At 46.3% G+C, this 21,191-nt stretch carries 18 protein-coding genes; 6 read left to right on the top strand and 12 right to left on the bottom strand.

The window, feature by feature from the left end; genetic code table 11:
- Positions 1 to 411: 411 nt before the first annotated feature.
- The 9 genes from BIW15_RS01505 to BIW15_RS01465 form a co-directional block, all read right to left on the bottom strand.
- Positions 412 to 828 (bottom strand): membrane protein, encoded by a 417-nt coding sequence (locus BIW15_RS01505; protein ID WP_005479430.1) that lies wholly within the window; start codon positions 826 to 828, stop codon positions 412 to 414.
- Positions 812 to 1,864 (bottom strand): formate dehydrogenase subunit gamma, encoded by a 1,053-nt coding sequence (locus BIW15_RS01500; protein ID WP_077280451.1) that lies wholly within the window; start codon positions 1,862 to 1,864, stop codon positions 812 to 814. Before BIW15_RS01500 ends, BIW15_RS01505 begins: the two co-directional genes overlap by 17 nt.
- 14 nt (positions 1,865 to 1,878) lie before the next feature.
- Positions 1,879 to 2,487 carry a formate dehydrogenase FDH3 subunit beta gene (fdh3B, locus tag BIW15_RS01495; protein ID WP_005453840.1) on the bottom strand — a complete coding sequence of 203 codons (609 nt, stop codon included), beginning with the start codon at positions 2,485 to 2,487 and terminating at the stop codon, positions 1,879 to 1,881.
- An 11-nt stretch (positions 2,488 to 2,498) separates the two neighbouring features.
- Positions 2,499 to 5,354 carry a formate dehydrogenase subunit alpha gene (locus BIW15_RS01490; RefSeq protein WP_077280450.1) on the bottom strand — a complete coding sequence of 952 codons (2,856 nt, stop codon included), beginning with the start codon at positions 5,352 to 5,354 and terminating at the stop codon, positions 2,499 to 2,501.
- A gap of 10 nt (positions 5,355 to 5,364) precedes the next feature.
- Positions 5,365 to 5,565 (bottom strand): twin-arginine translocation signal domain-containing protein, encoded by a 201-nt coding sequence (locus BIW15_RS01485; RefSeq protein ID WP_005396171.1) that lies wholly within the window; start codon positions 5,563 to 5,565, stop codon positions 5,365 to 5,367.
- Between the two features lie 73 nt (positions 5,566 to 5,638).
- Complete coding sequence (locus BIW15_RS01480; protein ID WP_077280449.1) at positions 5,639 to 6,265, bottom strand: molecular chaperone; 627 nt, start codon at positions 6,263 to 6,265, stop codon at positions 5,639 to 5,641.
- A 9-nt stretch (positions 6,266 to 6,274) separates the two neighbouring features.
- The gene (locus tag BIW15_RS01475) at positions 6,275 to 7,936 is read right to left on the bottom strand and encodes a 4Fe-4S dicluster domain-containing protein (protein ID WP_005396174.1); all 1,662 of its coding nucleotides are present in this window, start codon (positions 7,934 to 7,936) and stop codon (positions 6,275 to 6,277) included.
- 308 nt (positions 7,937 to 8,244) lie between these two features.
- Complete coding sequence (locus BIW15_RS01470) at positions 8,245 to 8,874, bottom strand: DUF3306 domain-containing protein (protein WP_025515722.1); 630 nt, start codon at positions 8,872 to 8,874, stop codon at positions 8,245 to 8,247.
- Complete coding sequence (locus tag BIW15_RS01465; protein ID WP_077280448.1) at positions 8,864 to 9,328, bottom strand: DUF3305 domain-containing protein; 465 nt, start codon at positions 9,326 to 9,328, stop codon at positions 8,864 to 8,866. The genes BIW15_RS01470 and BIW15_RS01465 overlap by 11 nt, the downstream gene beginning before the upstream one ends.
- 315 nt (positions 9,329 to 9,643) lie before the next feature.
- Between BIW15_RS01465 and BIW15_RS01460 the strand changes: the two genes are divergently transcribed.
- On the top strand, positions 9,644 to 10,477 hold the full coding sequence (locus BIW15_RS01460; protein ID WP_005396179.1) for a formate dehydrogenase accessory sulfurtransferase FdhD: 834 nt from the start codon (positions 9,644 to 9,646) through the stop codon (positions 10,475 to 10,477).
- A gap of 362 nt (positions 10,478 to 10,839) precedes the next feature.
- Here BIW15_RS01460 and BIW15_RS01455 read toward each other — a convergent pair whose 3' ends face one another.
- The 3 genes from BIW15_RS01455 to BIW15_RS01445 all read right to left on the bottom strand — a co-directional run bounded on the left by BIW15_RS01455 (position 10,840) and on the right by BIW15_RS01445 (position 16,163).
- Positions 10,840 to 12,432 (bottom strand): ABC-F family ATPase, encoded by a 1,593-nt coding sequence (locus BIW15_RS01455; protein ID WP_005453913.1) that lies wholly within the window; start codon positions 12,430 to 12,432, stop codon positions 10,840 to 10,842.
- Between the two features lie 250 nt (positions 12,433 to 12,682).
- On the bottom strand, positions 12,683 to 14,722 hold the full coding sequence (locus tag BIW15_RS01450) for a cache domain-containing protein (RefSeq protein ID WP_005484177.1): 2,040 nt from the start codon (positions 14,720 to 14,722) through the stop codon (positions 12,683 to 12,685).
- Complete coding sequence (locus BIW15_RS01445) at positions 14,712 to 16,163, bottom strand: sigma-54 dependent transcriptional regulator (protein ID WP_077280447.1); 1,452 nt, start codon at positions 16,161 to 16,163, stop codon at positions 14,712 to 14,714. Before BIW15_RS01445 ends, BIW15_RS01450 begins: the two co-directional genes overlap by 11 nt.
- A gap of 325 nt (positions 16,164 to 16,488) precedes the next feature.
- Between BIW15_RS01445 and BIW15_RS01440 the strand changes: the two genes are divergently transcribed.
- From BIW15_RS01440 to BIW15_RS01420, 5 genes are read left to right on the top strand one after another with little or no spacing between them, the layout of a single operon-like run.
- Positions 16,489 to 17,307 carry a substrate-binding domain-containing protein gene (locus tag BIW15_RS01440; RefSeq protein WP_077280446.1) on the top strand — a complete coding sequence of 273 codons (819 nt, stop codon included), beginning with the start codon at positions 16,489 to 16,491 and terminating at the stop codon, positions 17,305 to 17,307.
- A gap of 6 nt (positions 17,308 to 17,313) precedes the next feature.
- Positions 17,314 to 18,012 carry an ABC transporter permease gene (locus tag BIW15_RS01435; RefSeq protein WP_005396188.1) on the top strand — a complete coding sequence of 233 codons (699 nt, stop codon included), beginning with the start codon at positions 17,314 to 17,316 and terminating at the stop codon, positions 18,010 to 18,012.
- Positions 18,013 to 18,062: 50 nt separating this feature from the next.
- Positions 18,063 to 18,782, top strand: coding sequence for an energy-coupling factor ABC transporter ATP-binding protein (locus BIW15_RS01430; RefSeq protein WP_005396189.1), 720 nt, complete (start codon positions 18,063 to 18,065; stop codon positions 18,780 to 18,782).
- The gene (gene mobA / locus BIW15_RS01425) at positions 18,760 to 19,347 is read left to right on the top strand and encodes a molybdenum cofactor guanylyltransferase MobA (RefSeq protein ID WP_179115211.1); all 588 of its coding nucleotides are present in this window, start codon (positions 18,760 to 18,762) and stop codon (positions 19,345 to 19,347) included. Before BIW15_RS01430 ends, mobA begins: the two co-directional genes overlap by 23 nt.
- Positions 19,344 to 21,122 (top strand): bifunctional molybdopterin-guanine dinucleotide biosynthesis adaptor protein MobB/molybdopterin molybdotransferase MoeA, encoded by a 1,779-nt coding sequence (locus BIW15_RS01420; RefSeq protein ID WP_077280444.1) that lies wholly within the window; start codon positions 19,344 to 19,346, stop codon positions 21,120 to 21,122. The genes mobA and BIW15_RS01420 overlap by 4 nt, the downstream gene beginning before the upstream one ends.
- Positions 21,123 to 21,191: the final 69 nt, after the last annotated feature.

Here is a 21,191-nt window from a genome sequence, read left to right as displayed (position 1 = left end):
GAAAGCCGGATTCCTTTTCAGAATTCGACTATTCCTTGACTTGAATGCACTAAGGCGAATTTGATGCTCTTTAAAAAAGAATTGCTGAGCGTCGCGTACTCTAGCGGCTAAAAATGCCTTGAGTAAATGAACAATAGTGTGAGTGAGACTGAGGTCTCAGCGATTTGCCTTTTAGAGAGCAATTTCTTTTGTTAATTTGATTCGCTCCCCAGATAACAAAATTCACCAAGAAAATTCACAATAGTCGCGTGACTGAGATACCGTGTCTCACACAAGAGAAGTTGACTCAAACTATAGAACGTTATGCTCATGTCCAGCGTGTCACGACAAGCTTCTGGCTTTCCATTACATAATCGAAGCAATAAAAAAGCCGCCCTAAATAAGGCGGCTTTTGATGTTGTTAAGGTTCAATTATAGGTTTGGACCTGTAGAGGGAGTATGAGGTTGATTGTTACGCAGTTGCTGCATGCCTTGGAACATACGGATGAACCAGACAAGAATAGCTAACGCAGCGAATACCATTCCGACCCAAGGGATGAAGTAAGCGATGTCTTCGATCAACGTACTTTTCACCCAATAGTCACTCACCCCGACTAGCACACCGTTAGAGGTCGCTACAGTGACAATCAGCACCACAAAAAACGTCAGGTAGAGAAAGAAAGTACGAATCAGACCGTAGTAATGAGAAATCACTACGTCGCTGTCCTCCCCCTTATCCAAACGGTAACCCGCATAGATAATTGCGATAACGCCTGAGATCAAAAACGTAAACGGGGTAAAACAACTCAGGATATACGCAATCCAAATCCCGTTATGATGTTTGTTCATTCGCTTTCGCTCCTTTCTCTGTCGTTGGTTTTGATTCTGTTTCGCCCATCGCTTCTTTAGACTTCACTTCTTCATACCAAAGGTCGTGATGCTCTTTCGCCCATGTTTCATCGACTTCACCAGTCACCATGCCTTCTAACGCACCTTCCATACCGAATAGACCGATATAGATGTGGAAAATAAAGCCACAGATCAGAATCAGGGCTGAAATGGCATGAACTAGGTTAGAAAGTTCCATATCTCGGCGAGTTTGCCCAAAGATTGGGAAATCCAAAACTAAACCACTTACAGCGACAATAGCGCCAAAGAAAATCAACAACCAGTAGATGGCTTTCTCACCACCGTTTGAGAACCCTGCCGATGGATGCGTGCCTTTGTGCTTACCAACCATGCCGCCCATTTTCATGAACCAACGAATATCTGTCATGTTTGGAATCGACTTGCGCCACCATTTCAAGAGTACAAACATCAGTAAAATGAAGAACAGTGGTCCCATGTAGTTGTGGTATTGCTTCGCCAACATGACGATAAAGCCCCAAAACTCGGTAGGAACATAAGGTTTTAAAAAGTGCTTACCGTAAACCAGCATCAAACCACTAAATGCAAGCGTTAAGAATGTAAACGCCATACTCCAGTGGAGAGCGCGATCCAAGCGAGACCAGCGCTTCATCTTTTTGCCTGTACGAGGCTTACTTAGCATCAAAGGGCCAACAAATATGTAAGCCATGATAACCATCGCGATACTGCCGAAAATCGCGACAGCACCAGCAGGAGACATCCATTTCTCTTTTAGAATGTACCAAGTCTCACCAGGTTTACTGATTAATACGCCATGTTCTGGCGATTGAGACGTGGTATAGCCCTCTTGCCCCTCTCTGACTTCGCGCCAATAGTCTGCCCCGGCGAGTTGCGTTATCTCCTGTTGAACCACTTTAGAAGATTGCTCCTCTGCTGAAGCAGGCATTGCGAAAGTCAGCAGCAATGCCGTCATCATTGACAGCATTGCTAGAGACGCACGTTTAAGAGTGTTTAACATGTGCCTCTCCTTACTTAGCTTTTCGTCGCATCGTAAGAAAGATCGTTTCCGTCTGTCCAACCTGCGTTTTTCGCGCCGCGCTCTACCACACGTTGGCGGAAAATATCAGAGACTTTCTCTGCGTCACCCGCAAGTAGTGCTTTTGTTGAACATAGCGATGCACACATCGGTAGTTTGCCTTCTGCGATACGGTTCGCACCGTATTTTTGGCGTTCTTCTTCTGAACCTGGTTCAGTGTTTGGACCGCCTGCGCAGAACGTACATTTGTCCATTTTGCCACGTTCACCGAACGCTTCTTGTTTCGGGAACTGCGGAGCGCCAAACGGACAAGCAAACAAGCAGTAACCACAGCCGATGCACAGATCTTTATTGTGAAGTACGATGCCGTCTTCTGTATGCTCGAAACAGTCAGCCGGACAAACCGCCATACAAGGCGCATCTGTACAGTGCATACAAGCAACAGAGATCGAGTTTTCACCCGGTTCACCGTCATTAAGTGTCACAACGCGACGACGTTGGATGCCCCATTCAAGCGCATCGTCGTTTTCGTTCTTACATGCAGTAACACAGCCGTTACACTCGATACAGCGTTTGGTGTCACATAGGAATTTCATTCGTGCCATTGTCAGACTCCTTACGCTTTACGAATGTTACATAGGGTTACTTTGGTTTCCTGCATCAAAGTAACAGGGTCGTAACCGTAAGTGGTTGCCGTGTTGGCAGCTTCACCAACAACATAAGGTTGCGTGCCTTCTGGGTATTTAGGACGTAGGTCTTCACCTTCGAACTTACCGCCAAAGTGGAACGGAATGAACGCCAAGCCAGGTTTCACACGACGTGTTACCATCGCTTTCACCTTGATTCGTCCCTTCTCTGCACCTTCAACCCAAACATCATCACCATCTCTAAAGCCAAGATCGTTCGCGTCTTTCGGGTTTACTTCAACAAACATTTCTTGTTGAAGCTCGGCAAGCCAAGGGTTTGAACGCGTCTCCTCACCACCACCTTCATATTCAACCAGACGGCCTGAAGTCAGAACGATTGGGTACTCGCCCGACTTGTCTTGCTCTTGAATTGATTTATACAACGTAGGAACACGGAAGATTGCATCTTTGTCGTCCCAAGTTGGGTAATCCGTTACAAGGTCACGACGTGGTGTGTACAGTGGTTCACGATGCAGTGGTACGCGGTCTGGGAACGTCCAAACAATCGCACGCGCTTTCGCGTTACCAAATGGGATACAACCGTGCTTGATCGCGACACGCTGAATACCGCCAGAAAGGTCAGTCTTCCAGTTTTTACCCTCTGCTGCCGCTTTCTCTTCAGCCGTTAGATCGTCCCACCAACCAAGTTGTTTCAACAACTTGTCAGTGAATTCTGGGTAACCGTCTTTGATTTCACAGCCTTTCGAGTAGCTGTCTTCTGCAAGAAGGCTCTTGCCTTCGAATTCCACACCAAAGCGCGTACGGAAGTTACCGCCACCTTCTGCAACCGTCTTAGACGTATCGTACAGAATGTGTGTGCCTGGGTGTTTCATTTCCGGTGTACCCCAACATGGCCAAGGTAGACCGTAGGTTTCACCGTTGACAGGGCCACCTTCCGCTTCCAATGTGGTTTTGTGGAACGTATGCCAGTTTTGTTGGTGCGCTTTCAAACGCTCTGGGCTTTGGCCTGTGTAACCAATCGTCCACATGCCTTTGTTGAATTCACGCGTTAGGTCTTCAATCACCGGCTGGTTGTTTTCAACACGGATGTTTTTGAACAGAAGATCTGAATAGCCCAGTTTCTTCGAAAGCAGGTACATGATTTCATGGTCTGGTTTTGATTCGAACAAAGGTTCAATCACCTGATCACGCCATTGTAGAGAGCGGTTAGAAGCGGTAACACTGCCGTATGTTTCAAACTGCGTTGTTGCAGGAAGCAGGTAAACGCCGTCGGTACGGTCGTTCATTACCGCAGCAACAGTTGGGTATGGGTCCACAATCACCATCATGTCCAACTTCTGCATCGCTTTTTTCATCTCAACACCACGTGTTTGAGAGTTCACTGCGTGACCCCAGTAGAACATTGCACGGATGTTTTCGCGTTGACGAATGTTGTCTTTGTTTTCCAGTACGCCATCCACCCAACGAGATACAGGAATACCTGCACTGTTCATTGGTTTTTGACCACCGTAAGCGTTGTCATCGAAACGACCTTTAATCCATTCGTAATCGATTTCCCACACTTTTGACCAGTGACGCCAAGCACCTTCAGAAAGGCCGTAGTAGCCCGGTAGCGTGTCAGAAAGTACGCCTAGGTCGGTCGCGCCTTGTACGTTATCGTGACCACGGAAGATGTTTGCACCGCCGCCTGATTTACCAATGTTACCAAGCGCTAGCTCAAGCACACAGTAAGCACGTGTGTTGTTGTTACCAGTAGTATGCTGAGTACCACCCATACACCAAACAATACAGCCCGGGCGATTTTCAGAAAGCAGTTTTGCTGTTTGGTAAACGTCTTCTTCGCTTACGCCTGTTACACGCTCAACTTCTACTGGCGTCCACTTCGCTACTTCAGCACGGATTTCATCCATACCGAATACACGTTGACGGATGAACTCTTTATCTTCCCATTGGTTTTCGAAGATGTGCCACAACACACCCCAAATGAATGCTACGTCAGAACCAGGACGAAGTGAGACATAGTGATCCGATTTTGCTGCCGTACGTGTACGACGAGGATCCGCTACGACGATCTTACAGTTGTTCTTCTCTTTCGCGATCAGAATGTGCTGCATCGCTACTGGGTGTGCTTCAGCTGGGTTTGAACCAATGAACAGCATCGACTTACAGTTGTGCATGTCATTGAAAGAGTTGGTCATCGCACCGTAACCCCAAGTGTTCGCTACACCCGCCACGGTTGTTGAGTGACAAATACGCGCTTGGTGGTCAACGTTGTTAGTGCCCCAAAGTGATGCCATTTTGCGGAACAAGTACGCTTGTTCGTTGCTGTGCTTTGCGCTTCCCAAGAAGTAAACCGAATCAGGGCCAGACTCTTTGCGGATATCCATCACCTTGTTACCGATTTCTTCGATCGCTTGATCCCAAGAAAGCTTTTTCCACTTACCGTTTTCAAGCTTCATTGGGTATTTAAGACGGCGCTCACCGTGGCCATGTTCACGCAGTGCTGCGCCTTTTGCACAGTGACCACCGGCGTTAAATGGGTGGTCGAATGCAGGCTCTTGACCCGTCCAAACACCATTTTGAACTTCTGCGTAAATACCACAACCCACTGAACAGTGAGAACAGATAGTACGTTTTACTTCTGTTTTCGCTTCTGGATCGACTGATTTTGCTTGCGCCTTTTTCATCATTCCCGGTGCGAATAGACTAGCACCAACCACTGCGCCACCAGCGGCAAGCGAAGTGTTTTTCATGAATGCACGACGAGATACGCCAAGCTGGTTCGTTTCTTTGCTCACACTGTCGGAGCGTTTGACAAGTTTCATCCGTTATCTCCTAAAGTGTGTCGTAGTAATCGCGAATGTGTTGAGTTTCACGATACCCTTTTTTCTTCACGTCTTTTTCAGAAGGCTCAACCGTTTCTGAAGCAACGGCCACTTTCGTGGTTCCCGCAACAACAGCACCAGCAACGGCAGCGGTTGTGAAGCCTTTTAGGAGATCCCTACGGCTTGTGTTTATTTCTTTATTATCTTTCATCATTGCTTCCTTACCTTACGGTAGATCTTTGGAGACTCATGCCTCTCTATCGATATGACCAAGTACTGCTCGATTACTCGTAATCAGTGACGTTTTTCACATCAATTTTTAATTTGCTCTTACTGCTTTTGGTGTTCACGCTAAAGCGCACTTGCTCTAACGTTAAAAACGCATCGCAAAGCTGTGCAGCTGGCTTGTAGAAGTTCACGCTTTCTGCGTTCTCTAGTTGGCGCGTAAAAGATTGGAACCAAGGCGCGATGTGTTTGTTAAACACCGCTTGTTGAAGTTCTTCCTCTTTACCCGTCAGCATTGCCATCACTTCGCACAGTGCAGAAATATGGTCTTCAGGCTCTTTCACGTTCTCTTCCCGTTCGATGCCTAAAAGTTCCAAATCGCGACGAATTTCCGCTAACGGTTTTTCCATCATCGAGCCCGTACGATGCCAAGATCCGAATGGCACAACTTCACCACGTCCAATGCCAATAAACAGATCTTGATATTCTTCTTCTAACGCTTCTCGCTGCGCTTCGTTCGCGGCTTCTTGCAGTGCGAGCCAAGCTTTTTGCATCGCGCTCTCAGACGGTTCAATTTCTAGCGATTTCAAGAACGCCAGCATTTCCTCACTTGGCGCACTACGAAAAAGCGCGGATAGAACGAGATAAATGTCCGTTCTCAGTGTTTGTTCTTGTTGTGTATCCACTGCGAGCTCCTAGTATTTCAATTGATTCATTGGATCTGCAGCCATCGATTCAAACATGTCGATCACACGACAGTCCTCACACATGGCGATGCGATTAATGGCAGCTTCATCAGAGAAATGAGAATGGCCACGAAGCTTGTTTTGCAGCATGTCGATCATCGATTGCGGAGCAAAAGGCTTGTGACAGCGAATGCACTCGGCTGCCTTTTCTTCATGAATCACAACCGCTTTCTGGCGTTCTTCTTTCACCCAGTTCATACGAGGAGTAAGCGTCAGCACTTTCTCTGGACACGCTTTCTCGCACAGCCCACATTGAATGCAGTCTTGCTCGACGAATTTAAGCGACGGAGATTGGCCGTCCGTATGCAATGCACGTGTTGGACACACCGCCACACAGCTCATGCACAACGTACAATCTTTACTTTCACAAGAAACCGTACCGTAAGGTGCGTTCGCTGGCAGTTCAACAATGTTCTCAACTGGAATACGTGATGCTGACAACGCATCCAACGCCGTAAATAGACGCTGACGTTTGTTGCCTTGCAAGTCTCCTAATGCCAAATCAAAAGACTCGGTACAAAGTGTCGGAGCACCTTCACGTAATGACTCTAGATACAAAATGTCGATGGTTTCTTTGGCGATACCAAGTTGGTCGAGCAGCTCTTGAGCAATACCTACTTCGCTATTAAGTACACGAATAATGGTTTGAGGCATAAAACGCGAAGCCGCAAATAGCACCTGAGTGGCACCGTTCACAAGCGCGGCGAACCAAGTATCTATACCAACCGAAGGCAGTTCTTCCACCACAATTGGAATCACATTATCTGGCAGTGCTTTTAGTGCCATCACGTTGTAACTCTCGTGGCGAGAACTACAAATCAATACGATAGGATCTAAACCACCCGCTTGCTCATAGTTGGCTAGCGTACGTTCAATAAACTTTTGCGTATCTTCTGGGTTTGGCAATGCGTAATGAATAGCTTCTGTCGGACACGCTGTAGCACAAGTACCCACGCCTTGACATAGGTATGGGTTGATCTCGATGCGATGGCCCGTTTTGTCGCTGCCTTCACTCGATAGTGCCCCTGCCGGACAAGCATCCACACAACGTTCGCAACCTTTTACGCCACGAGAGCTGTGTGCACATAGATCGGTATCTAAACGGAAGAATTTCGGTTTATCGAACGTCCCCATCAAGGTTGGAATTTCTTCCAACGCTTCAGCCAGTTTCGGATAGCCACGACCAACTGGGTAGTAGCCCGGTACTGGTACTTCTTCCGACATGCAGCTGTTTAGGCAAAGATCGAGTACGATATCGAAACAATCGCTATTGATCGCGACCTTGGCAAGATTGTTGGTCGAACCATGATTTTCAATCAGAACTTCAAACGTACCTAAGAACCCTGAAACCTGAACCGAATTAGCGTAGTAAAGCTCGGGATTTGTTCCCTTTTCGCCATCGGTAGAAAGCAGCGTTAGGCTGTTCATTTGCGACAATTGCGCTGCCGCACTTTCGATGATTGCCGTTGGACCCACAATCAAAGTATTACCACCGCTTTCATAGCTTACGGTTGGTGGAATAAGATTGGTCAACTCTACGGTATTTTCGAAAGCGTACAGCCTCGCTTTACCGTTATTGGAAGTTGCTTGTTCTAATAATTGTTTCAGCATTGCTCAATTCCATTTATGAACATGGATAGTCTTTTCCATCTCTTAGTGTAGTTAGCGCCGGAGATTCTGCTGATTAACTTATCAATGAGCATTCTTATTCCGCCATCTATAGGCGATGAATACTACGCAGTGCGTCCGTACTAACTTCAACCAGATTGGTATTGAGCAACAAATAGCAAATGTCATGCCAATAAAATATCAATTAAAATTCAATCAGTTAGACATTTTACCGACAAATAGTAGGGATAAAAAAACCGATTGAGACATTTTGTCCCAGCCGGTTCATTGAGTGTTTAGTCAAAATGTACCTATTCTTTGTGTGGTATATTTTGTCTCACCTCGTTAGGCGGTGATTCCTCAGCAAAAGTATCACTTTCACCAGATACTGTATTTATATACAGTTCATTTTCATCTTGGGTAATTCCGGCACTTTTTTCGGCATTTGGTTCTGCTTCTTCAACCACTTCAGATGCGATATCGTCAGCGTTAAGTTCAGATCCTTGCGCCGTTTCAGCGTCTGGTTCTTCTTCCACTTTTTCTTTAACCCAATCACGCAGCGTCTCTGCGACGTCTTTAGAAAGTGACTTTAAGTTACTGTAATCGTCATCGTAATCGTCTAGGCCATCACGCACGTTAAATTCTTCGGACAAGAACATTTTGCGCAGCGCGGCTTTCTTAACGCTTTCTGAAGCTTCAGAAACCAGCAGTTGCGCCACAGACATTTCTTCGGGCTTTTCAGTCTCTACATTCGCGGTAATGTCTGGAGCCTGACTAACCTCATTGACGTTCAAAGCGTCTGAGCTTTCGTCAGCGTTTGAAAGCGCTGTGACACAATCTTCGGATTGCTCCGTCTCTGCTATCGGCGTGATCTCTTCATCATGTTGGGAAGATTCTTCTAACTTACGTTTCGACCAACGGCTTAAAAAACTAGTTGCCATTTGCTCTGCCCGCTCCTTTGCGTTTCTTACGTCTTACTTCTAACAACTCACCGTGGCGACCGATAAAGGCTTCCATCCAAGCCTGAACGGCTAACGGCATATCGTTGGATAGTACAAGGTTGTCGCCATCCATATATTGCGCCGCGACAGATTGTGAAGCCGTTAGTAGCTGTATCGCTGGTTTTTCACCAGACTCGACGTTATCCATCACTAAAAAAAGTTTAGGTTGCTGAGAGCTTAAGTTAAAGCGGTAGTCTGTACGCTCGTCTTTGTGCAATTGCAACAGACAAACATCTGGAGTCTGTTCAGTCGGATTTAGCGCAAATCCCGTCAACTGCCATTGGGTTGTCACCCAAATCCCTGTACTGATCTCATGCTCAACAAGCTCTACGCCAATTGGCCATGCGTCTTCAGTCTTCTCGTAATTGTTCTCGAAATCTTTCTTATCCGACATAACTCACCCAGTTTTTCTATGTTGGTCTGAAAACTCACAGGACATTTTGACCTTGGCTTTCAACCATTTCATCGCTACAAAGCAATAACCGCGCCAAATCAATCCTATACGCAGCGCTATACTCAAGTACCAAAGTAGTTGAAACTCAAATTTATTGATGTGTCATTACTGCGATATCGCAGTTTTAATGCATTGTTGACATAAAACCTCGCAATTTTTATGGGAACCGCTATTTTGGAACGAGATTTGCTTTGCTAACCACTTAGCAAGCTAAATGCGTAGCAACCTAACGCTCTTAATCACTAGGACACGACTGTGCTGAAACCAAATATTATTAAAACCAGTGAAAATCCCCTGCAAACCATTGAAGTCGATGTGTACGACGAGTACGGCGAAAAGCTCACGAAGCAAATTGCTTGCGAACGTCCTCTTACGGTCATGCTGAACTGGAAAGAAGTGGTCACGCTCATGACGCTAGGTTCGCGTCCAGAAGCGCTGGTACTGGGTTATTTAAAAAACCAAAGCTTCCTGTCTGATCCAGCAGCGATTGAATCCGTCATTATTGACTGGGAAACGCATTCCGCAGCGGTGATTACTAAAGAAAATACCGAACATTTAGAAGGCGCTCTGAAAAAGAAAACCGTCACATCTGGCTGTGGTCAAGGCACCATGTATGGCAACGTGATGAAACAACTTGAGAACTACCAAGTGCCTCAAGTTCCGCTTAAGCAATCAGAAATCTACTCCGCACTAGAAGCGTTGACTCATTACAACGACACCTACAAAAAAGCGGGCGCGGTGCATGGCTGTGCGGTTTGCAAAGGCAATGAGGTATTGTCATTTGTGGAAGATGTCGGCCGTCACAACGCAGTGGATACTCTTGCAGGTGAGATGTGGCTCAAAGAAGAGACAGGTGAAGATAAAATTTTCTACACAACAGGTCGCCTTACATCAGAGATGGTGATTAAAGTAGCTCAAATGGGCATTCCTGTTCTACTTTCTCGCTCTGGCGTTACTCAAATGGGGTTAGATCTAGCGAAGCAATTTGGCATTACGACCATTGCGCGTGCGAAAGGTTTGCGATTCCAAGTATTTACCGGAGCGGACAAGATTGAGTTTGATGTGAAAGGCGAAAGCGCATCTCGTTAACGAGAACACATTACAAAACCGCCGATTAGTGTAAACTTATAACGATTGGGATAAGTAAATCATCACGTTATGAAGGCTTAACTAAGCGATGTAAGCCAGAAATAGCAACGTTTGTTGTAGCAATAACAACACTTGTTTTAATTGATGCTAACTACAGCTCATTCACAAAGGATGTGAACTATGGACAATGACCAACTGTGGAATTTTTTGCTCACGCCCAGTGGCATTATGCTCTCAATGATCATTACATTTGGTGTCGTCGGCATATATGCGTATCTAACCGGTCAGTTTAAGGATTAAGACCAATTAAAAAAGCCTCGCTAAATAGCGAGGCTTTTACTTTTCAAGCGCTGTATGAGTAATTATGCGTCAACGCCACGAGATTTCAAGAACTCAGAGTAAGTACCTTTGAAGTCTGAAATCTTGCCATCGCGAATTTCGATAATACGTGTTGCTAGCGAGTCTACGAACACACGGTCGTGAGATACGAAGAACAACGTGCCTTTGTATTGCTCAAGCGCAGTGTTCAAAGATTCGATCGATTCCATATCCATGTGGTTGGTTGGTTCGTCCATTAGCAACATGTTTGGCTTGTGCATCATCAGCTTGCCAAGCAGCATACGACCTTGTTCACCACCAGACAGTACTTTTACTGACTTCTTAATGTCGTCTTGGCCAAACAGCATACGACCTAGGAAACCACGAACTACTTGCTCGTCGTCGCCCTCTTGACGCCATTGACCCATCCAATCCGTTAGATTCATGTCTTCTGCAAACTCATGCGCGTGGTCTTGCGCGTAGTAACCGATGTTTGCATTTTCAGACCATTTGAACTCACCCGCACGAGGTTCAAGTACACCAGCAAGCGTGTTTAGAAGAGTTGTTTTACCCACACCGTTCTCACCGATGATCGCAACGCGCTCACCCACTTCAAAAATTGCATTGAAGTCTGAGAACAAGTCCTCTTCAAAACCTTGGCTTAGGTTTTCAACAATCAGAGCGTTACGGAACAGTTCTTTCGACTGTTCGAAACGAATGAATGGGTTTTGACGGCTAGACGCTTTAACTTCATCCAATTTGATCTTGTCAATTTGCTTAGCGCGAGACGTAGCTTGTTTTGCTTTCGATGCGTTTGCAGAGAAACGCGCAACGAAAGTTTGTAGCTCAGCGATTTGAGCTTTCTTCTTCGCGTTGTCGCTAAGTAGACGTTCGCGAGCTTGAGAAGCCGCGGTCATGTACTCATCGTAGTTACCAGGGTAAACACGTAGTTCACCGTAATCCAAGTCAGCCATGTGCGTACATACTGAGTTTAGGAAGTGACGGTCGTGCGAGATGATGATCATCGTGCAGTTACGCGCGTTTAGCGTGTCTTCCAACCAACGGATCGTATCCATGTCCAAGTTGTTGGTTGGTTCGTCAAGTAGCATGATGTCTGGGTCAGCAAACAGGATTTGCGCTAGAAGCACACGCAGTTTCCAACCTGGAGCCACTTCGCTCATCAAACCGAAGTGTTGTTCCATTGGAATACCTACAGCAAGAAGCAACTCGCCCGCTTTTGCTTCAGCCATGTAGCCGTCCATTTCCGCGAATTGAACTTCAAGGTCAGCCACTTTCATGCCGTCTTCTTCGCTCATTTCTGGCAAAGAGTAAATACGGTCACGCTCTTGCTTCACTTCCCAAAGCTCTTTGTGACCCATGATTACCGTGTCGATAACCGTGAATTCTTCGTACGCGAACTGATCCTGGTTTAGCTTTGCAACACGCTCGTTTGGATCGTAGCTTACGTTACCGCCTGTTGGCTCAAGCTCACCGCTTAAGATCTTCATAAAGGTTGATTTACCACAACCGTTAGCCCCGATTAAGCCGTAGCGGTTACCTTCGCCAAACTTAACTGAGATGTTTTCAAATAACGGCTTAGCGCCAAATTGTTGAGTGATATTCGCTGTGGAGATCAAAACCTTTACCTTAGCAATTTAAGTGTATTGAGAAAAAACCGGGCAACGGTACTGCTTCAAGCTACATACTTCAAGTTTTGTTTTTATTAATTAATGGGAAATATGTTTCGTTACCTGTGTTTTTCTGTACGAAAAGGCGAAAAATCCATGTCATTTGTCGTACTTGAAGTGGCAACGAAGGATAAGATGAGTAGATAAGAAAAAGGCCAGTTTTCACTGACCTTTTAGATGGAACTGGCGTAGGTTTACGTTACGCGATGTTCGTCACTTCCAGCAGTAGCTCGGCTTTCTTTGGTAAATAGATGCTGAATGTACTTCCTTTCCCCCATTCAGACTCTGCTTTTAACTCACCACCCGTTTGGCTGAGAATACTTTGGGAGACCGATAGCCCTAGCCCTGTGCCGTCGCGTTTCGTCGTGTAAAACGGTGAGAAAATTCGATTTAAGTTTTCTGGTTTGATACCACAACCATCGTCGATAACATGAATCGCTGCGCCCTTTATTTCACCTTCTTCAATCCAATCTTCACTCATTACGATCAGTTTTCCTTTGCCGTTCATCGCATGAATGGCGTTCATTTGCAGGTTAACCAAAATTTGTAGCAAGTGATGGCGATTAATTTCAACTGGCGTATGCGCTTGTAAATCGGTAACAAATTCGACGTCGCGCTTCTTAGTACCGGTTTTGACCAATGTGATGCTCTCATCAATGATAGGGTTGACATGCTGCCAAGTGATTTCATCTTGAACACCGCCTTGGCGACTGTATTGCAATAAACTGCGAGTGATATTGCGGATACGGTCAATTTGCGCGTGAATTGCATCAATTTCTTCTTGAACTCGACTCGCATCTTCACCCAACTCAAAGTGAATCAACTCAACGTTACCAAGAATTACCGCAGTTGGATTATTGATTTCGTGTGCAATCCCGGCGGTCAGCTCACCGAGTGCCGCCAGTTTTTCATGCACTACCAATTTATCGCGGGTTTGGTTGAGTAACTGAATGTGAAGTTCGAGCTCCTCAGTTTTTTCTCGCAAGCTAGCCGTTCGCTCTTGAACTTTACACTCCAACTGCGCCGCAGCATTTTTGAGTTCGATTTTGCGGTCTTCCAAGGCGTCAAGCATATTGTCGAACTGCCTAGCCAGCTGCGCCAACTCATGATGATCATCCAGCCCCAGCGGACCAATACGTTTCTCTTTGCCAAGTTGAACGAGCTTAACGACTTTATGAATGCGCTCTATTGGTCGGAACAAATCACGCGAACCACGATAAACCATGACGCCAGAAACCAGTAATAGCATTAAGGTAATAAGGCTGATTTCGGCGATGTTGGTCATGTACGCTTTCACAAATGGCCACATCAGGTAGCCGGTATAAAGCATACCAATGACGTTATCGTACTGGTCTTTGATTGGTTGATAAGCGGTGATGTACCACGCGTCGTACACATACGCGCGGTCGACCCATTGCTGACCTTGAGAGAGCACTTGGTTATACACTTCAGCACTCACTCGCGTACCAATAGCGCGCCCTAGCCTATGGTCGCTGTCTAGAGGAACGTTGGTGCTCACACGCAAATCATCAAGAAACACGGTCAACGTACCCACAGGACGAAGGCGGTCATTATCACTGAGATAAATGAGATCGCGGATTTGATCCACCAGCACAGTACTGTTGTTGAGGAGCAAACCACCATCAAGGAAGCCGATCAAATCGTTCGCTTGGCTGTATACCGGAATAACGGTACGGCTCACCAAGCCGCGCGCTTCCATTCCACCGTCAGCCAGAATGGGCACTTCAGCTCGCTTGGCGAGTTCCGGATCGAGCTGTTCGAGCTCTTCCCGATTAAGTACATCAAAAAACGATTCGCGCTTGGTGAGATCCATAAAACGGAATTTGTTTTCCATCGAATTAACGCGTTGGAAAGAGAGAAAGTCTAGGGAGTAACGTTTTTTCTGTTCAGTAACCCACTTTTGTAGCTCGTCTTGTGGTGTCCCTTGATTGATTCGGGTTCGGAAGTCGTAGGAGTCAGCAAACGCTCGCACGTAATTGGCTTGCTTTTGTTGTAACAACGTCACGCTGTTATTTGCTACACCCAAACGCTCTGACACATCCAGCAGCGCGTTTTGCCACGTGTAATGGATAGACCAATAAATCGTAATACCGATCAGCGCTATCAACGTAAGGAAGATCGGTGCAGAGGTTAAAATCAATAAGCGATAACGCACCATGGTTTTAAAACGGTGCGTCCATTTCGACAATCCTTTGTGCTGCTGCCAGTTAGTCGGCATATCCCTCATCCTCAGAATCCCATTCTTTGTACTTGCGTTCTAACGTCTTGCGTGCAACGCCTAAGTCGCGCGCTGCTGCCGATTTATTGCCCTCATGCAAATTAACAACTTGTTTGATATGCGCTTTCTCGACTTCTTTTAAAGTCCAATTGTTTGGGTAGCCTTCGCCAGTAAATTCTTTGCCTTCTCTAAAAGTTGGTAACTCGGCGGAGTGAGAAACGGTAATCGAAACATTAGGCAGAGAATGACCACCGTTCAGCTCTCGCCAGTAATGCGCTGGTGGCTTACCAAGCAAAATGCAGCGCTCGATGAGGTTCTTCAACTCACGAATGTTGCCCGGCCAATCGTACTCACTCATGGCTTCCATGTCTTCGTGCGCCCATTTTGGCGCAGGCATACCGAGCTCGCGCGTCAGCATGTTGCTGAAAAATGGCACTAACTCAAATAAGTCGGTTTTGCGCTCTCGCAGCGGACACACTTCAATTTTCAGAACGTTTAAACGGTAATACAGGTCACTGCGGAAATTGCCTTGGTTGACCTCTTCTTGCAGATTACGGTTGGTTGCCGCCACGATACGGACATCAATGCTGATCTCTCTTTCTGAACCGACAGGACGAATTGTACGCTGCTCTAACACACGCAATAATGATGCCTGCATGGAAAGCGGCATTTCTCCAATTTCATCAAGGAATAAAGTGCCGCCATTCGCTACGCGGAACAAACCTTCGCGTGACTTTTTCGCTCCAGTAAACGCACCTGATGTGTGACCAAACAACTCACTTTCAAGTAGCTCTGGCGCAATCGCCCCACAGTTGATAGGCACAAATGGGCCCGTTCGCCCACTTGCTTCGTGAATGCCTCGTGCGACCAACTCTTTGCCCGTACCTGATTCGCCTTCAACCAATACTGAGGCACGTGATGGAGCAAACTGTGTGATAAGTTGTTTGAGCTGACGCGTTTTTTCTGAACCACCAATGATCTCGGAAGTATTGTGACGCTGATAATCACGCTTCATGGCGTACTGCATGCGCTCGTTCAAACGGCGATCCATACAACGGCTGACCGCTTTTAACATCTGCTCAAGGTTGAATGGTTTGAGGATAAAGTCGGAAGCACCGAGCTGCAGCGCTCGAATGGCAATTTCTAGATCCGCATAACCCGTCATGAAAATCACATCGGCGCGTTTTTCATCATCTTCAAACGCTTCTTCCCACTCAATCCCAGAACGCCCCGGCAGATTAATATCCAGCAAAATCAAATCATAATGGCGAGAATTGCGCAGTTGTTCTGCTTCTTCGATGCTGCCAGCGGTGTCGACATGTGAGAAAAGCTTTCCCAATGCCTTTTTTAAAATGGCTTGCATGCCCAATTCATCATCAACGACCAGTACGGAAAAGGCGTTATATTGTTGGTTTGTACTAATATGGGATTGAGTAGACATATTTACCCCAGATGGATTCGGATGGGACAGAGTGTACCAAGTTTGAAACGATATACCCTACAAAAAGTGCGACATTTTGTACCAACGCAAACTTTTGTGCAAATAACTCCATGAATCCGCGCATAAATCAAACATTTTTGGCTTGTAAAATGTTGGCATCTTGTTTGCTATAAGTGGTATCAAAGTGATCTCAGGATGTTGGAGAACTTGCTATTCCAACACCCTAAAGCAACTTGTGATTTGAGCAATCAAGATCGCTCCGGAGACTTCGCTGTCACCTAGACGGATAGAAGCCAAAGAATCATTGGAAAGGAAACACATAAAAATGAAAAAAATTGCGCTAACATTGGCCGCAACGTCAATCACGCTTGTAAGCTACTCTGCATTTTCTGCTCAAGACGCTGAACACGTCCGCCTAGCAACTACAACCAGTACTTACCACTCAGGCTTGCTTGACTACCTACTTCCACAATTTGAAAAAGACACTGGCTACAAAGTCGATGTTATTGCTGCAGGTACTGGTAAAGCGCTAAAAATGGGCGAAAACGGTGACGTAGATTTGGTGATGACTCACGCACCAAAAGCCGAAGGCACATTCGTTGAGAAAGGCTACGGCGTTCTACCTCGTAAGCTGATGTACAACGACTTTGTGATTGTTGGCCCTAAAGCAGACCCAGCAAAAATCAAAGATGACGAAAGCGTGTTAGATGTGTTCAAAGAGATCGCGAACAAAAACGCAACGTTCATCTCTCGCGGCGATGATTCTGGTACGCACAAAAAAGAAATGGGCTTTTGGGCTCAAACTAAAATCGAACCAAACTTTGGTGGCTACCGTAGCGTAGGTCAAGGTATGGGCCCAACGCTGAACATGGCGTCTGAAATGCAAGGCTACACAATGTCAGACCGCGGTACATGGTTGGCTTACCAAAACAAGTTGGATCTAGAAATTCTGTTCCAAGGCGATGAAAAACTGTTTAACCCGTACCAAGTTATTCTTGTTAACCCTGAGCGTTACCCAACAATCAACTACCAAGGCGCGAAAGCTTTCAGTGATTGGTTGGTGAACCCTCGCGGTCAGGAACTTATCAATGGTTTCCGCCTGAACGGTAAACAACTGTTTGTTGCGAATGCTGAGAACAAATAACGCAATATGAATCTTGCTGATACAACACTGGAAGCGCTTCGCTTACTGGTGAATTTTGATGCAGACCTATGGGAGATCGTTGCGGTCTCCTTTAGTGTTTCTATCACGGCAATATCCTTAGTGGTATTGCCGGCTATTTTGATGTCCTTTGTACTGGCGTATACCGACTTTCGCGGCAAATGGTTTTTGCTGTCGATCGTGAATACGCTGCAAGCGGTTCCTACCGTCGTGATTGGCCTTTTACTGTATATGTTGCTATCACGCGCTGGCCCTTGGGGAGACTGGCAAATGCTGTTCACTCAGAAGGCGATGATCTTCGGCCAAATGGTGATCTGCTTCCCTGTTTTGGTATCGATGATGCATGGTGCATTGCAATCTAGCGACCGTCGCGCAGTGGAAACCGCCATCACCCTAGGCGTCTCCATTCCGCGCGTGGCCGCTACGATGATTTGGGAAACCCGCTTTCCTCTACTCGCAGCTATCATTGCAGGGTTCTCACGTATCGTAACCGAGGTGGGCTGCTCAATGATGGTAGGCGGAAACATTATGGGCGTGACGCGCAATATTCCGACCGCTATCGCAATGGAAAGCAGCAAAGGTGCTTTTGCGCAAGGAGTTGCATTAGGAATTGTATTACTATCTTTAGCGTTGGCACTAAACTTCTTCTTATCAAGCATGAGAGGCAAAGGCTACCTCAGAACATAGAACATGAAGCAAACAAACGACTCACCATTAACCCCATGTAGAGGCGCATTATGACTATAAAAATCACCGCCGAGCAGTTATCCATGCGCTTTAAAGAGCGTGTGCTTTTTCACATCCCTGAGTTAGCCATCGGCCCAAATGATGCCATTTATCTCAAGGGTGACAATGGTGTGGGCAAAACTACCCTACTCAAAATCCTTGCTGGCTTGCTAAAACCTTCTACTGGCGATGTTGTTGCACCAAAAGATACGTGGCTGAAAAGACTGACGCGCCGCAACGGCCGTGTCGATGTGATTTATCTCCATCAATCTCCTTACCTTTTTGACGGCACTGTTTATGAGAACGTAGTCTATGGAGTGAAATATCAACAAGACACTCCAAAAGATAAGCGAGCTCAAGTTATTCACGCACTACGCATGGTAGGTTTAGAAACATTAGCGGACGAACATATCTCCGTGTTGTCCGGCGGTGAAAAACAGCGTGTTGCCATGGCAAGAGCTTGGATTTTAAAACCGTCGATTTTATTGATGGACGAGCCAAGTGCGTCTTTAGACCAAGAGTCCATTGAACGATTGGTGGTGATGGCGAAAGATCTTTTGGATCGTGGTTCCAGTATCGTGGTGACAAGCCATCAAACCAACGCACTGACCGACTTATGTAAAAAACAGTGGTGGATTAAAGACAAGACTTTGATAGAGTCTCCTCTGTTGTATGTCATACCAAAAGAAACATCCCAAGAGAATGCATATGCTTCAACCAACACAAACTAGTTGGGTCATTTTGGCTGGTGGCCAAGCCAGCCGTATGGGTGGAAAAGATAAAGGTCTGATTGAATTAAATCAGAAGCCACTCATCGAACACGTTATTGAACGTTTATCTCCACAAACACCACGCATTTTAATTAATGCCAACCGAAACCAAGATGCGTACAGCAAATTTGGTTTCGTGTTTAGTGATCAATTCAAAGATTTCCCTGGACCTATGGGCGGTATTCACGCGGGTTTGATGCATGCTGAAACTGACTGGGTCGGATTTGTACCTTGCGATAGCCCTCAAATTAACAGCGACCTTGTCGAGCGTTTCTGCCAGGCAGTCAAAGAAGACAGCGATATTTTGGTCGCTCATGATGGTAACCATCAGCAACCTGTTTTCACGCTCTACCACAAACGCGTACTGCCAAAACTCACCGCATTTTTAGAACGTGGCGACCGCAAAATCATTCTGCTCTACAAAGAGTGCAACACCAGTTACGTTGACTTTAGCGACTCACCAAACTGTTTCGTCAACTTGAACACTCCGGAAGAACTGGCGCAATTTGGACAATTAGAATCATGAAACACACGCTAAACATTCCTATTCTTGGTTTTGCAGCTTATTCAGGCACAGGCAAAACCACGCTACTTGAAGCCCTATTGCCAAAGCTGACTGAAGCAGGTTTACGCATTGGCATGCTAAAACATGCGCACCACAACTTCGATGTCGATAAGCCGGGTAAAGACAGCTACCGTTTACGCAAAGCCGGCGCGTCTCAAATGCTGATTGCTTCTCGCAACCGTTTTGCGTTAATGACAGAAACGCCAGAAGCCGAAGCAGAGTTTGAATACCTCTTAACACGTTTTGATGAAGACAAACTCGATGTAGTTTTGGTCGAAGGCTGTAAAAACATCGCGTTTCCTAAAATTGAATTGCACCGTGAAGAAGTGGGTAAACCTTGGCTTTACCCTCACGATGACAACATCATTGCTATCGCTTCCGACAGTGCGGAGTTAGATTCTGAGCTCCCTCAAATGAACATCAATGATTTAGATGCCATCGCTCAATTTGTTCTTCAATACGTTCAAGATGCAAAAGCACCAAAATCTAAAGAGAAAGACGCCGCATGTTGCGACACTCTTTCTCCGGCTTTCCTTTCAGTGGTTCAAGGCCAAGAAAAAATCCTTTCTTTGGTGAACACGGTTTCGGAAATAGAAGCATGCAAGATTGAAAACGCCTATGGCCGCGTTCTCGCGGAACATATCATTTCACCAGTAAACGTGCCGCAGTACACCAACTCCGCGATGGACGGTTATGCCATCCGCAGTGATGATGTTGACCGCGATAGCTACCAAATCGTCGCAGAAGTGATGGCGGGCCATGCTTACGATCAGCCTCTGGAAGCCGGCCAAGCGGTGAAGATCATGACTGGCGCACCAACACCACTTAACGGCGACACAGTGGTCATGCGTGAGCAAGCCTCTCAAGAAGGTGACAAGGTCACCTTTAACGGTGCGAATATCAAAGCAGGCCAAAACGTTCGTCAAGCAGGTGAAGATCTCGCTATCGGCAGTGACGTCTTTACCGCAGGCACTCGCCTAGCCTCTCCAGAAATGGGCATGATCGCTTCGCTTGGTTTTGGTGAAGCGAATGTGTTCCGCAAATTGAAAGTTGCCGTGTTCTCCACCGGTGACGAAGTACAAGCGCCGGGAACAGAGCAAAAAGCGAATTCTATCTACGATTCCAACCGTTTTACCATCATGGGCATGCTTGAAAAGCTCGGCTGCGAGATCTTGGATTTCGGTATTCTGGAAGACAACGAACAGTTAATGATTGAAGCGTTGGAAAACGCATCGGCGCAAGCGGACGTGGTTATGACTTCTGGTGGCGTATCTGTTGGTGATGCGGATTACATCAAACTTGCCTTGGATAAACTTGGTCAAATCGATTTTTGGCGAATCAACATGCGTCCGGGACGTCCACTAGCGTTTGGTCAAATCAACAACAAGCCGTTCTTTGGTCTGCCGGGCAACCCTGTTGCCGTGATGGTCTCTTTCATTAACTTTGTCGAGCCTGCACTGCGTAAGATGCAAGGCGAACAAGGCTGGAAGCCTCTGAAAGTGAAGGCCATCGCGACTGAGAATCTTCGCTCTCGACAAGGTCGTACCGAGTTTAGTCGAGGAATCTATGAACTGGATGACACTGGCCGTTTAACCGTTCGTACAACAGGCAAGCAAGGCTCTGGCATTTTGCGCTCAATGAGTGAGGCGAACTGTTTGATCGAAATCTCCCCAGCTATTGATACAGTAAAAGCGGGAGAAAGCGTGACAATTATCCCACTTCAAGGCAGAATCTAGCCCAAACTAGAAATTCAAAGGTCAGCGAGTCTGGCCTTTTTGTTTAATACAGAAACCTTTTCAGAGAGA

The sequence above is a fragment of the Vibrio sp. SALL6 genome (assembly GCF_002002385.1).
Classification (GTDB): Bacteria; Pseudomonadota; Gammaproteobacteria; order Enterobacterales; family Vibrionaceae; genus Vibrio; species Vibrio parahaemolyticus.
The sequence above is the reverse complement of the archived record's forward strand: the minus strand, read 5'-3'. Positions and strand labels throughout refer to the sequence as shown.